The sequence below is a fragment of the Allorhizobium sp. DMC15 genome (assembly GCF_056314065.1).
On sequence record NZ_JBQUZB010000002.1, the window covers coordinates 1,125,368 to 1,138,881 of the forward strand.

Annotated in this window: 9 protein-coding genes and 1 pseudogene; 3 read left to right on the forward strand and 7 right to left on the reverse strand. The window is 61.1% G+C overall.

Translation table 11 applies throughout. The features are described from left to right. Positions 1 to 14: 14 nt before the first annotated feature. Both ACT53S_RS13965 and ACT53S_RS13970 read right to left on the reverse strand, forming a co-directional pair. Complete coding sequence (locus ACT53S_RS13965; RefSeq protein ID WP_174238527.1) at positions 15 to 1,514, reverse strand: ABC transporter substrate-binding protein; 1,500 nt, start codon at positions 1,512 to 1,514, stop codon at positions 15 to 17. Between the two features lie 23 nt (positions 1,515 to 1,537). Then, entirely contained in the window at positions 1,538 to 2,413 is an 876-nt protein-coding gene (locus tag ACT53S_RS13970; protein ID WP_476067427.1) for a DMT family transporter, read from the reverse strand. A 232-nt stretch (positions 2,414 to 2,645) separates the two neighbouring features. Between ACT53S_RS13970 and ACT53S_RS13975 the strand changes: the two genes are divergently transcribed. The 3 genes from ACT53S_RS13975 to ACT53S_RS13985 are packed head-to-tail and all read left to right on the forward strand — an operon-like array spanning position 2,646 to position 5,912. Further along, positions 2,646 to 3,836: a sialidase family protein gene (locus tag ACT53S_RS13975; RefSeq protein ID WP_476067428.1), complete on the forward strand. Its 1,191-nt coding sequence runs from the start codon at positions 2,646 to 2,648 to the stop codon at positions 3,834 to 3,836. A gap of 1 nt (position 3,837) precedes the next feature. Continuing rightward, complete coding sequence (gene pdxA / locus ACT53S_RS13980; RefSeq protein WP_476067429.1) at positions 3,838 to 4,794, forward strand: 4-hydroxythreonine-4-phosphate dehydrogenase PdxA; 957 nt, start codon at positions 3,838 to 3,840, stop codon at positions 4,792 to 4,794. Next, complete coding sequence (locus tag ACT53S_RS13985) at positions 4,791 to 5,912, forward strand: iron-containing alcohol dehydrogenase (protein WP_113378704.1); 1,122 nt, start codon at positions 4,791 to 4,793, stop codon at positions 5,910 to 5,912. The genes pdxA and ACT53S_RS13985 overlap by 4 nt, the downstream gene beginning before the upstream one ends. Before the next feature lie 81 nt (positions 5,913 to 5,993). Here ACT53S_RS13985 and ACT53S_RS13990 read toward each other — a convergent pair whose 3' ends face one another. From ACT53S_RS13990 to ACT53S_RS14010, 5 genes and pseudogenes are all read right to left on the reverse strand, one after another. Continuing rightward, positions 5,994 to 6,719, reverse strand: a complete 726-nt coding sequence (locus tag ACT53S_RS13990) for a FadR/GntR family transcriptional regulator (RefSeq protein ID WP_142071114.1) — start codon at positions 6,717 to 6,719, stop codon at positions 5,994 to 5,996. Positions 6,720 to 6,721: 2 nt separating this feature from the next. Next, positions 6,722 to 7,750, reverse strand: a complete 1,029-nt coding sequence (locus ACT53S_RS13995) for a four-carbon acid sugar kinase family protein (RefSeq protein ID WP_476067430.1) — start codon at positions 7,748 to 7,750, stop codon at positions 6,722 to 6,724. Positions 7,751 to 8,248: 498 nt separating this feature from the next. Further along, positions 8,249 to 8,893 (reverse strand): annotated as a pseudogene (locus ACT53S_RS14000) (transposase); the annotation flags it as partial. Positions 8,894 to 9,001: 108 nt separating this feature from the next. Then, a complete protein-coding gene (locus ACT53S_RS14005) occupies positions 9,002 to 12,184 on the reverse strand; it encodes an efflux RND transporter permease subunit (protein WP_476067431.1) in 3,183 nt (1,060 codons plus the stop codon). A gap of 139 nt (positions 12,185 to 12,323) precedes the next feature. After that, complete coding sequence (locus ACT53S_RS14010) at positions 12,324 to 13,499, reverse strand: efflux RND transporter periplasmic adaptor subunit (RefSeq protein ID WP_476067432.1); 1,176 nt, start codon at positions 13,497 to 13,499, stop codon at positions 12,324 to 12,326. Positions 13,500 to 13,514: the final 15 nt, after the last annotated feature.

Consider the following 13,514-nt stretch of genomic DNA (forward strand, 5'->3'; position numbering starts at 1 on the left):
ATGCCGCCCGGTAGTTACTTTATCTTGATCTCGGACAGCTGGAGCATGGAATTCGTCGCCATGGTCGGCTTGAAGTCCAGACGCTCGGAGACACGCGAGAAACCAACCATGTGGAAGAGAAGCACATCGGCGACGACATCGTCATGCAGATAAGCGATCAGCTCAGACCAGAGCTTCGCGCGCTCGTCGCCGACGGCAGCCGACGCACGCTTGATCAGGTCATCGACCTTGGGGTCGGAGAAGCCAGATTGAGTACCGTCAGTCGCATACTTGAAGAACATCGAGAAGGATGGATCGCCCTTCGAGTTGTCGTGCATGGCAGCGACAAGCTGCGGACCGCGGCCTTCGGCGAAGGGCTTCGAGTAATACTGCTCGTGCTCGGCGACTTCCACGAACTTCAGATCGACCTTGAGGCCGACTTCCTGCAGCTGCTGCTGGATGGCTTCCATGATTTCGGTGACGTTCGGGAAATTGGCCGAACGGGCGATGATGGTGATCGGGGTATCGACCTTCACGCCGTCAGCCTTGGCTTCCTCGATCAGCTTCTTGGCTGCCTCGGGATCATAGGCCGGCACCTTCACGTCCTTGTTCCAGCCGAGTGTCGGCGGCGGCACGATGGCGGTGGCCAGCAGGGCGCTGTCCGGCAACAGCGTCCCGAGGAAGGCCTGACGATCGATCGCAAGGTTCAGCGCCCGGCGGATCCGGATATCGTTCAGCGGCTCGATGTTGTGATCGATGCGCAGATAGACGGTTTCACTGTCAAGATAGGAGAAGTCGGTTGCCGGATTGGTGGCCTCGACCTGCGAGATCGACGGCGAAAGATCGGCTTCACCGGCCTGAACCATCGCGGCGCGGACAGCAGGATCGGCGCGGAACAGGTAAGTCGCTTCGGTCACTTCCGGCTTCGCACCCCAGTAGTCGTCGCGGCTGGTCAGAACGATCTGCTGGCCGGGCGTCCAGTTGGACAGCTTGTAAGGGCCGGTACCGACAGGTTCGCGGACGAATTCGAGCGGCGTTTCCTCGGGAACGATGGTCACCAGCGTGAGCAGCAAAGGCAGGATCGGCTGAACCGGATCAGCCTTGAAATCCACCGTGTAGTCGTCGACCACGGTCGGGGTCACCGTCATGCCGCCGAAGTAGCGACGCGACTCGCAGGTGTTCTTGTCACTCATGATGCGGTCGAAGCTGTGCTTGACGTCCTTGGCATCAAAACCCGTGCCGTCGGAGAACTTCACGCCCTGGCGGAGATGGAAGCGCCAGCTACCGTCGGCATTCTGCTCCCACTTCTCAGCGAGACGGGGCTGAACACCGGTGCCGCCACGGATGTCGAGTTCCGTCAGCGTCTCGCTGACATTCTCCATGATGATGCGGCCAATGTTCGAGCGGGTCGCCATGCAGGGCTCGAGCAGGTCGGCCTCTTCGGCAAGCACCACCTTGATCGGACCGGATCCGGCATAAACAGGCGATAGGGACGTCCCCATAACCAGGGCACACAACAATGCAGTCTTTCTCATTTCCATTCTCCTCCCAGATGAATTCAGTTTGAAGCTTTCACGCCTCTCGAGCGCGCAGCCATGAGCGCAGCGAGGCAGATCAGAACGGCACCGACCACGGTCGTCAGGGCGATGGCTTCCTTGAACAATGCAAAACCACCGAGCGCCACGAGGGGCAGCCGCAGAAAGTCGACTGGCGCGACGACACTTGCGGGGGCAAGCGACATGGCGTGGGTCATGAGACCCATGCAGCTTGTGCCGACCACGCCCTGGAGGGCCAGCAATGCCAGCTCCCGATTTCCGGGCACGGCGAAAAAGGGCACAGCCATCACAAGCGATATCGGCACGGTGAGCAGCAGATTCCACACGACAAGGGTCGAGGTCGCATCGCCGCGTGACATTGATTTCAGGATCAACTGGATACCGGCCTGCAGAAATGCACCGACGAGAGCGAGACCGATGGCCAGCGTGAAACCCGAGGCAGATGGACCGACAACGATCATCGCCCCTGAAAAACCAACCAGCACTGCACAAAACATGGCAAGCCCCGGCCTTTCGCCGAGCACAAAGGCAGCCCCGAGCACGACGAAGATCGGCGACATGAAGGCGATAGCCGTCACATCCGCCAGCGGCCCCATGCTGAACGCAGCGAAAAAGGCAACCATCGCCAAGAGCTTGAACAAAGCCCGCAAAGCATGCTGACCAAGCCTAAAACTCGAAATAAGCACCCGCGGCCTCAGAGCCAGGAAAGGCAGCACAAGAACGACGCCAAAAAGAGCCCGGAAAAACGCGATGACAAACGGATGGACGGCGCCATCAAGGGCACGCACGATCACGGCGTCGGATGCCGCGAGCGCAGCAGCTCCGATCGCGAAGAGCACTGCTGCGGAAACCCGTTCGCGCCTCTCTTCACATTGCATGACACCCTCCCAGACCGACCTCCTCGTCGGCATGTGCGAACCATCCAACTTCCTCTCTTGTTTGTCAAATGATTTTGCTATGTAAAATTCAATCAAGTCGGACCATTTAAATATCTATATGTATATCAGATATTTAGATTTCACATCTCAAAAAAATTCGCCTCATTCCAACATAAACAAACTTGACAACTTTATCGAAAAGGCGGAATTCAGAGACTGAGAGGAGTGCTCCATGACCCCTGATGATATCGCCCGGCGCATGACCGGCGCACTCACCGCGACCCACGAAGGCCGGATCGAGGCATTCCTGCCATCACCGATGATCCAGAACCATGCCTCTTTCCTGCACAGACGGGCTGACGGCAGCCTCATCTGCGCCTGGTTCGGCGGATCACTCGAAGGCAAGTCCGATATTTCCATCTACGCCTCGGTATTGCCGAAAGGCGCGTCAACCTGGGGACCACCGCAGCGCCTGAGCTCCGATCCCAACCATTCCGAGCAGAACCCTGTCCTGTTCCAAGCACCCGACGGCCGTCTGCTCCTGATCCACACTTCGCAGCCTTCGGGAAATCAGGACGAATGCCGGATCAGGATGACGGAGATTGCAATGGATGCCGCCGACTCGACGCGACTGACCGCTGCGGAAGGGCGCTATCTCGACCTGCCTCGCGGCAGTTTCGTGCGCGCGCCCGTCGTCGTCCGCGCCGACGGCGCCTGGCTTCTCCCTATCTTCCGATGCATCCCGCGCCCCGGGCAGAAATGGAATGGCAGCCACGACACGGCAGCTATCGGCATCAGCAGAGATGCAGGCGAGACGTGGTCACTCGATGAGCTCCCGAATTCCATCGGCTGCGTGCACATGTCTCCGGTGCCCCTGGACGCGACTAGGACAGCCGCCTTTTTCCGCCGTCGTCAGGCAGACTTCGTCTATCGCACCGAGAGCATGGATCAGGGCCTCACATGGGCGATCCCTGCACCGACCGACCTGCCGAACAACAACTCTTCCATCGCGGCGATCTCGCTCGATGACGGCCGGATTGCGATTATCTGTAATCCTGTCAATGCTGCAGCCTCGCCGGACCGTCGGACCTCTCTCTACGATGAACTCGGAGAACAGGATGACAGGCCGGAGGCGGACCCAACGGGGGGCTGTGCGCCCGTCTGGGGCGTGCCACGAGCGCCAGTCACCGTCTGCATTTCGAGCGATGGCGGACTGACCTTCCCGCAGCGTATCCAGATCGAAAATGGTCCGGGCACCTGCCTTTCCAACGATTCGACTGACGGGCGAAACAAGGAAATGTCCTATCCCTGGCTGCTCGCCGATCAGGATGGTTCTCTGCACATCGCCTACACCTACCACCGGCGCGCGATCAAATATGTCCGTCTCGCCCCCGGCTGGGATCGCACCGAAAACGGAGAATGACATGAGCGGCATCATCGGCATCACCATGGGCGATCCCTGCGGCGTCGGCCCCGAAATATCAGTCCGCGCTCTGGCAGAAATGTCGGCACCGGATCGCGCTGCCACGCGGATCTACGGTAACTTGGCGACACTCGAAGCCGCCCGCACCGCACTTGGGCTTGATCTGGACCTTTCGCCTCATGTCGTCGACATCGAGGTTGAAGGCGCACCCCTGCCCTGGGGAACGCTGAGCCCGGTCGCGGGTGATGCTGCCTTTCGCTTCATCGAGAAAGCCGTGCGCGACGCCGAGGCCGGCAAGATCGACTGCATCGTCACCGCTCCGATCAACAAGGAAGCGCTCAACCTCGCCGGCCATCATTACGATGGCCATACCGGCATGCTGCGAAGCCTGACGGGCTCGAAGGCGGCCTATATGCTGCTCGCTTCAGAGCGATTGAAAGTCATTCATGTCTCCACCCATGTCTCTCTGCAGGAAGCCATCCAGCGCGCCACGACGGAGCGTGTTCTGGCAACGATCAAGGCGGGCCATGATCACCTGAAGCGCATCGGTTATGACAAACCGCGCATCGCGGTGGCAGGCGTCAATCCGCACTGCGGCGAAAACGGCCTCTTCGGCACGGAAGATGACAACCAGATCGCGCCGGCCGTCGCCGCGGCGCGGGCTGAGGGCATTGATGTCCAGGGTCCGATCTCCGCCGACACGGTGTTCTACCGCGCCTATTCCGGCGCCTTCGATCTCGTCGTGGCCCAGTATCACGATCAGGGCCACATCCCGATCAAGCTGGTCGCTTTCGACACGGCCGTCAACGTCTCGGTAGAACTGCCGATCGACCGGACTTCGGTCGACCATGGCACAGCCTTCGATATCGCCGGCAAGGGCATCGCCAATCACGGCAACATGAATTCCGCCATCGCCTATGCCCGCAGGCTGGTCGCTGGAAAAACCAATCAAGGATGACAACGATGACTGCATCCATCACCCTTCACCAGCCGCGCCGACTGCTCGTCGGCGCCGGTACAATCGGCGAGGTCGGCGGCCTCGTATCCGACGCAAAATCAGCACTTGTCATCGCCACACCCATCACAGCAGGTTTCGTTGACCGGCTGAAGCTGCCGGCCAAGATCGAAATCTTCGACGCAATCCCGGGTGAGCCCGATGTGGCGACCCTTGAGGCGGCGCTTGCCGCGGCGCGTCGGGTCAAGCCGGAGGTGGTCATAGGCCTCGGCGGTGGCTCCGTGCTCGACGTCGCAAAACTCGTGGCGGTTCTCTGGGACAGCGAACAGACACTCGCCGACGTCGCGGGCCCCAACAAGGTGGCCGGACGCAAAACCCGGCTCGTGCAGGTCGCAACCACGGCAGGCACCGGGTCCGAAGCCGGCATCCGCTCGCTGATCACCGATCCGGTGAAGGGCGCCAAAATCGCGGTGGAAAGCCCCCACATGATCGCCGATATAGCAGTCCTCGATCCGCAGTTGACCTTCACTGTCCCGCCGGCGGTCACGGCTGCCACGGGCGTCGATGCCATGGCCCACTGCGTCGAGGCCTTCACCAACAAGCGCGCCCATCCGATGATCGACGGCTTTGCCCGCATGGGTTTCCGCCTGGTCGGCAAATATCTCGCCCGCGCGGTCAGGGATGGCTCGGACACGGAAGCCCGCGAAGGCATGATGCTCGCATCCTACTATGGGGGCATCTGCCTCGGCCCGGTCAACACCGCGGCAGGCCACGCGATCGCCTACCCCCTCGGCACCCGTCTTGGTCTGCCCCATGGTCTGGCCAATGCCATCGTCTTCCCCCATGTGCTCGCCTTCAACCAGCCGGTGGTTCCGGACAAGACAGCCGAAGTCGCCGAGGCACTCGGCTTCGGCACGAGTTCGGCAGGGGCTCTGCTCGAAAACGCTTGCCGTTTCTGCACCGATCTCGATATCGAGATGCAGCTTTCCCGTCATGGCGCGAAAGAAGACGCTCTGGCAGCATATGCAGCGGAAGCGCATGCCAATCGGCGTCTCATGGACAACAATCCCGCCGACATGGCAGTCGAGGACGTGCTGGCGATCTATCGAGCGGCTTATTGAGCCGTCGGCATCGCAATGAAATGATTAGGGGCCTGTCGGCCCCTTCTTCTTTCCGGATTTGGCCTGCCTGGCGGCAGAAACTCAACCTTCCAGCGAAGCTGTAAGTGAGGCACTCGTCTGGAAGAGCCGTGCACGCGAACCGGTCAGATGGGCATGCATGAGTTCTTTGGCCCGCGCGCCTTCCCCTGCCACAATCGCCGTCGCAATCGCTTCGTGCTCGGCAAACACCCGCGACAACCCGGCCGTGTCACGCTTGACCGAGACGCCGTGGAAACGCATGCCGACGGCAATATGGTCCTTTAGGGCCTCCATAGCGGTCGAGAAGTACGTGTTGTTGGCGGCCCGTGCGATGGCGAGATGGAACTGGAAATCCGCATCCTCCCGATGCGCCTGGCGATTGGTCGCGTCTCGCATGAGTTCGAGAGCCTCACGGATCGCTAGGAGTGCGGCCGGCGTATGGCGCATGGCAGCCGCTTCTGCCGCAGCCGGCTCAAGCGTCAGGCGAAACTCGTAGCAGTTGAGAAGGTCCGCGACATTCTCCAACTGCCCGAAGCCGAGAGGCTGTTTCATGCCGACAGACCGCACGAAGCTGCCGGCACCACGCCGCGAGTAGATGAAACCCTGCTCCCGCAGCCGGCGCAGGGCTTCACGGATAATGGGACGCGACACTTCGAACTCGATTGCCAGATCATGTTCGGTCGGCAGCCGCTCATCCGGCTGGTAAGACCCCGACTTGATCGCCCGATGCATGCGCTCGAAAACCAGATCCGCAAGGCTCTTGCGCGCTGTTCCGCTCTGCAGTCCCATTGTCAGCGCCTGCCCCCATGCAGTTTTTCGGCGAGCTTCACCAAGGTGTCCGGCTGCCCGAATCCACCGGACTTGGCGATGATACACTGGCCTTTGGCATGAGCCAGCCCCAGACCCGGCATGCATTCGCCCTCCAGACGGAAACAGTCGATGCCCATATGATCCAGAACAACTTCGGCCGTCGCCCCGCCACACAGGAGCACGGTTCCCGCCTTGCTCGTCAAGCGCGGATGGACGCTCAGCGCGAGGTTTTCCGAGACCGTCTCGGATGAGATCTGCGCTTCACCCTTGGTCGCCTGTACAAGGACCGCAGGGGCCGAATTTTGCGCAGAAGGCGCCACGACACCGTTTGGAGCGGGATTGTAGCCGACCATATCGAGACGCCGCAATTGCTCGACCTGTTCGTTTGTAATCCGATCATGCGAGCCAATGACGAAGAGTGCAGCTCCCACAGGCGGAGCGATCAGCTCCGCATCGGCCCGCCCCGTCATGCGGGATGCGAGTGCCTCGGCAAGCCCCCTCGCTCCAACCAGAAGATCGACATCGCTGGCCTCCGCCACATACAACGCCCTGACCAGGTCATCATCGTCCACCGTATCGGGAATGAGCGCGCGGGCCGCATGGTGCCCCAGCATGTCCGCAATCGGGATCGGAGCGGCAACGCCGAAGCCCTCGATCGATCCGTTGCGAACGATCCGTTCGAATGCAGGAATAGCAGGGGCGACCAAGGCACGCCGATAGGAAATTGCCTCCAGTTCAGCGGAAATGTGACCCTTCAGCCGAGAATCGATCTTCTTGAACAAACGAACGCGCGCAGGAAGATGCTCGATAACCTGCCGCATCGACTGGAAGGCCTCCTGCGGAGACTTCTCACGGCTCGCCAAGTTGATCGAAAGGACATCCGGTGACAAAGCCAGGGCATCAGCGACAGCACCGAGTTTCAGGGCAACTTCCGTGTGAAGTCCACGCGCCGCGAAAGGCGCGGCCGTATCCAGTGCGCCGGTGAGATCGTCGGCAACGATGACGAGCACAAAAAGCTCCTAGTTGTTATCTTTGTGCAGAAAAGATGCCTTTATTTTCATAGGAATGCAATCTGCCACTAACAAATCTTTGATGGAAAAATCAGTGCGCGCTTGTCTGACATACCCCCAAGAAATTCGTCCCGACTTGCATTGTCCATTCATAGTTCCTGCGGAAGAGAGTGAAATCTGATGGAGCCAATGCAGCGCTGATCGGGTTCGTTCTGAAGCAGGGGGTGGACAGCTCACGGGTTGGCCAGGTCCGCGGGAAAGCGGGCATTTCTGATGCAACCTCCTGCAATCGGCACAAGAAGAATTCAGGTCCGATGCCTCCCAGATGAAGCGGATGCGCCAGCTTGAGGAGAAGAATGCAAAGCTGAGGCGGATCGTCGCCGGACAAGACCATGTTTCAGGAATGTTCTATCGAACGAAATCTGAAGCCTGCCCGCAGTCGTTCGGTCGTTGACAACATCCGGTCCGACTGGAAGCGACGGCAAACGGTGAGGGCGCGCTGACGAAGCCCAGGCTCCAGCGCTCATTGGGGCGTGAGGGCAGAGCCAGAGGACGCCTCGTTCCCAAGGCCCGCTTTCTGCCACACGCTTGCGCACCGTCAGCGTCTCCTACCGATAGAGACGTCGAAGCTTCTTCAGGTTCATGACGATCCCCTGTCGGTCGGGCATGACGTGGATGCGCCGCCTGATGGTGATTGCTTTGCAATCACCTGACGGCCAATGGATAATCGAAGCGCCACCGCTCGGATGCCACCTTCTTCATCGCCTCCCGAATGACCGCATCGTCAGGCCGCACACGGCGATATCGCATGCTCGACCGATCAGACGATAGAACCTCGCACGCCCAACGCTGGCTCACTCCACGCTGCGCACAGAGTCCGCCACCGCATTCCGCTTCACATCGGGCGTCACCATTTTTTGCAACGGCATCCTTCAGGATCGCATTGTCCAGCATGGCCTCGACGAGTAGCTTCTTCTGTTTGGCATTCTCGTCCTCGAGCGCCTTCAGCTTGCGGGCATCCGACACGTCCATGCCGCCATACTTCGCCTTCTATTTGTGGAAGGTTGCATCCGAGATGCCGTGCTTGCGGCAGACATCAACCGTCTGCGCGCCCACCTCCTGTTCCTTCAATATCCCGATGATCTACTCTTCAGTAAACCGTGAACGCTTCATCCGTCCGTCTCCTTGATGGACAGTCCGGCCCTGCGCTCACTGTGCTGCAGGGCCGGACCTAAACCTCGGGCGAGAGCCTCATTCGGCCGCGGTCATTTGCGCGATGTCTTCGTTTCCATGCTGGCGCAGCGGCCGGTTTCCGGCAAGCAACCGGGCCAGGAGGTAGAAGACCGGCGTCATGAAGATGCCGAACAGGGTGACGCCGATCATGCCGGAGAACACGGCGACGCCCATGGCGGAGCGCATCTCCGCCCCCGCGCCGGTCGAAACGACGAGCGGGATGACGCCCATGATGAAGGCCATCGACGTCATCAGGATCGGCCGAAGGCGCAGGCGGCTGGCTTCGACTGCGGCCTGAAACGGCGTGCGGCCCTCGAACTCGAGTTCGCGCGCAAATTCGACGATCAAGATCGCGTTCTTCGCCGAAAGCCCCACCAGCACGACAAGCCCGATCTGGGTGAAGATGTTGTTGTCTCCGCCCGTGTACCAGACACCGACCAATGCGGCGAGCACGCCCATGGGCACGATCATGATGATCGAGAGCGGCAGGGTCAGGCTTTCATACTGCGCGGCCAGAACGAGATAGACGAGCAGCAGGGCAAGCGGGAACACGACGATACTCGAATTGCCCGCCAGGATCTGCTGATAGGTCAGATCCGTCCATTCGAAATCAATGCCGGCCGGCATGGTTTCCTTGAGGATCTTCTCCATCGCCGCCTGCGCCTGCCCCGAGGAAAAGCCGGGTGCTGGGCCACCATTGATGTCCGCAGCGAGGAAGCCGTTGTAGCGTGTCGTGCGTTCCGGGCCGGTCGAGGTCTCGACCTTGAGCAGGGCCGAGAGCGGGATCATCTCGCCGCTTGCCGAACGCACCCTCAACTGACCGATGTCTTCCGGCTGGGCGCGATATTGCGCATCCGCCTGAACGCGCACACTGTAGGTGCGACCGAACGCGTTGAAGTCGTTGACGTAGAGCGAACCCAGATAGATCTGCAGGGTCTGGAAGACGTCCGTCACCGACACGCCGAGCTGCTGCGCCTTCACCCGGTCGAGATCGGCAAAGAGCTGCGGCACGTTGATCTGGAAGCTCGAGAATATGCCGGCAAGTTCCGGCGTCTGGTAAGCCTTGGCAAGAACCGCCTTGGTCGTCTCGTCCAGCGTCTGATAGCCAAAGCCGGCGCGATCCTCGATCTGCAGCTTGAAGCCGCCGGTGGAACCGAGACCATTGACGGGCGGCGGCGGGAACATGGCGATGAAGGCGCCGTCGATGGCAGCGAACTTCTGATTGAGCGCCATGGCGATGGCCCCACCCGACAAGGACGGATCCTTGCGCTCGTCGAAATCGTCGAGCACCGCAAAGACGATGCCGGCATTCGAGCCGATGGTGAAGCCGTTGATCGACAGGCCCGGGAAGGCGAGCGCGTTCTTCACGCCCGGTTCCTCGAGCGCGATGTCGCTCATCCGACGGATGACCTCTTCCGTGCGGTCAAGTGTTGCCCCGTCAGGCAGTTGCGCAAAGCCGATGAGGTACTGCTTGTCCTGGGCCGGAACGAAGCCGCCGGGCACGCTGGTGAACATGCCATAGGTGGCGGCGACCAGCGCGAGATAGATCACCATCACCAGGCTCTTGCGGCCGAGCAGTCCACCGACCGTCTTTCCGTAGCCGTTTGAGGCCGCGCCAAAGGCCCGGTTGAAGCCGCGGAAGAACCAGCCAAGCAGGCTGTCCATCACGCGGGTCAGCCGATCCTTCGGTGCGTGGTGGTCCTTCAGGAGCAGGGCCGCGAGCGCCGGCGAAAGCGTGAGAGAGTTGATCGCCGAGATGACAGTCGAAATGGCGATCGTCAGGGCAAATTGACGATAGAACTGTCCCGAGAGACCGGTGATGAAGGCAAGCGGTACGAAGACCGCGACGAGTACCAGAGCGATGGCGATGATCGGCCCGGAGACTTCCTTCATCGCGCGATAGGTAGCCTCGCGCGGCGAGAGACCGTTTTCGATGTTGCGCTCGACGTTTTCGACCACGACGATCGCGTCATCGACCACGATGCCGATCGCCAGCACGAGACCGAACAGCGTCAGCGCATTGATGGAAAAGCCGAACGCGTACATGACCGCAAACGTGCCGATGATAGAGACCGGGACGGCGATCAGCGGAATGATCGAGGCACGCCAGGTCTGGAGGAAGAGGATCACGACGAGCACGACAAGGGCAATCGCCTCGAGAAGGGTGTCGACGACCTTGTCGATCGAGGCACGAACGAATTCGGTGGTGTCATAGACGATCTCGAAGCGAACACCTTCCGGCATGGCCTGCTGCAGGTCGGCCATGGTCTGCTGTACGGCATCCGAAATGGCGATCGCGTTGGAGCCCGGAGCCTGAAAGATCGGAATGGCGACGGCCGGTTCGCCGTCGAGAAGCGAGCGGAGTGAGTATTCTGCGGCCCCGAGCTCGATGCGCGCGACATCGGCAAGACGGGTGATCTCGCCGTTCGGGCCCGCCTTGACCACGATCGCACCGAATTCTTCCGGCGACTGAAGGCGACCGCGCGCATTGATGTTCAGCTGAAGGTCGACCCCTTGTGGCGAGGGCGAAGCGCCGATCGTGCCGGCGGCCGCCTGGACGTTCTGCTGGGCAATGGCGTTCGTGATGTCGCTGGCCGCCAGCCCGTGCTCGGCCACCTTTTGCGGGTCGAGCCAGATGCGCATCGAATAGTCGCCAGCGCCGAAGATCTGGACCTGGCCCACGCCTTCGATGCGTGCCAGGCGGTCCTTGATGTTGAGCGTGGCATAATTGCGCAGATAAGTCAGGTCATAGCGATCACCGGTGGAGACAAGATGCACTACCATCATCAGGTCAGGCGAACTCTTCACCGTCGTCACGCCAAGCGCCCGCACTTCAGCCGGCAGCCGTGGCTCGGCCTGCGCAACGCGGTTTTGAACGAGCTGCTGCGCCTTGTCCGGATCGGTCCCGAGACGGAAGGTGACGGTCAGGGTGAGCACGCCGTCGGACGTGGCCTGGCTCGACATGTAGAGCATGTCCTCCACGCCATTGATCTGCTCTTCGAGCGGCGTCGCCACGGTTTGGGCGATAACGGTGGGGTTGGCGCCTGGATAGACCGCACGGACCACCACGGATGGCGGCACGACCTCCGGATATTCGGAGATCGGAAGTGCGCGCAGACCGATGAGGCCGGCGACGAGAATGAGGATCGAAAGCACGCCGGCGAAGACCGGCCGATCGACGAAAAAGCGGGAGAAATTCATCTGAGGACCCATAAGGCGGACAAAGGGGGAGCGATCCCGCGATCGGCATCACGGGAGGGGCAAATTTCGATCAAGGTGTTGGGTGGTGGCGAAGCGCTCTGACGAAGATATCAAAGCTATTCGTTCGCCACCTGGCTGATCAGTTCTTGAGCGCTGTCTGTTCCTGCGGCGCGACCACCGCGCCCGGGCGAATGCGCTGCAGGCCGCTCACCACGATCCGGTCGCCGGCCTCGAGGCCGGTTTCCACAATCCGTTGGCCATCAACCGCAGCGCCAAGCTCGACCTGCCGATAGCTGACCGTATTGTCCGGGGCGACGACGAAGACGAATTTCTTGTCCTGATCGGTCCCAACAGCGCGTTCGGAGATTGTCATGCGGTCTTGTGCCTTCGCCTGGCCGAGCCGGATGCGCGCAAACTGTCCGGGAATGAGGCGGCCATCAGGATTGTCGAAGACGGCGCGCACGCGGATCGTCCCCGTCGCTGCGTCAATCTCGTTGTTGATCAGCTGCAGCCGACCGGGAATGGGAGGGCTTCCCGGAGCCGCCTCGACTTCGACCGGGATCTGCTCAAGCAGCAGGCCTGCATCATTGGCCGGCAGGGTCGAAAGGACATCGCGCAGATGGTCTTCGGCGATCGTGAAGCTTGCATAGATCGGGTCGACCGAGACCAGCGTCACCAGGGAGGGCGAAGAGGGGCCGGCGGCAACCAGATTGCCGACGGTGACATCCAAGGTGCCGATGCGACCTGCAATCGGCGCACGGATTTCGGTATAGGCGAGATCGAGTTCGGCAAGCTTCAAGGCCGCCTTGGCAGACTGCAGCTCGGCTTCGGTCGAAGCTTTCGTGCTCTTGCGCTGGGCCACTTCGCTTTGAGAAATCGTGTTGCGTTCAAGCAGCGCGTTGCCGCGTTCGAGTTCCGTCTCAGCAAGCACCAGCCGAGCTTCGGCGGATGCCACCGCGCCGCGTGCCTGGTCGACCACGGCGCGATAGGGCTCCGGATCAATCGAGAAGAGCAGGTCACCCTGGCCGACATGGCCGCCCTCGCGGAAATGGACGGCCTGGATCGCGCCTGCGACGCGCGAGCGGATTTCGACACGATCGACGGCCTCGAAGCGGCCGGAGACTTCACGCCAGACCTGCACCGGTCGAGGTTGGACTGTCGCGACCGTGACTGGCACGGCCGGTGGTGCGGATGCGGTTTCCGTCGATGCAGCGTGCGCATCCCAGGTTGGTTCGAAATAGACGACGCCGGCAATTGCCAAAGCTGTCGCCATCGCGGAACCCCATAGGGCCGCGTTCCTGATCCTTGCGGTCATGATCGTCTCCTTCGG

Coding starts and splice junctions, on each gene's coding strand:
- ACT53S_RS13965 (WP_174238527.1), bottom strand. CDS start 1,514: ATGAGAAAGACTGCATTGTTGTGTGCCCTGGTTATGGGGACGTCCCTA.
- ACT53S_RS13970 (WP_476067427.1), bottom strand. CDS start 2,413: ATGCAATGTGAAGAGAGGCGCGAACGGGTTTCCGCAGCAGTGCTCTTC.
- ACT53S_RS13975 (WP_476067428.1), top strand. CDS start 2,646: ATGACCCCTGATGATATCGCCCGGCGCATGACCGGCGCACTCACCGCG.
- pdxA (WP_476067429.1), top strand. CDS start 3,838: ATGAGCGGCATCATCGGCATCACCATGGGCGATCCCTGCGGCGTCGGC.
- ACT53S_RS13985 (WP_113378704.1), top strand. CDS start 4,791: ATGACAACGATGACTGCATCCATCACCCTTCACCAGCCGCGCCGACTG.
- ACT53S_RS13990 (WP_142071114.1), bottom strand. CDS start 6,719: ATGGGACTGCAGAGCGGAACAGCGCGCAAGAGCCTTGCGGATCTGGTT.
- ACT53S_RS14005 (WP_476067431.1), bottom strand. CDS start 12,184: ATGAATTTCTCCCGCTTTTTCGTCGATCGGCCGGTCTTCGCCGGCGTG.
- ACT53S_RS14010 (WP_476067432.1), bottom strand. CDS start 13,499: ATGACCGCAAGGATCAGGAACGCGGCCCTATGGGGTTCCGCGATGGCG.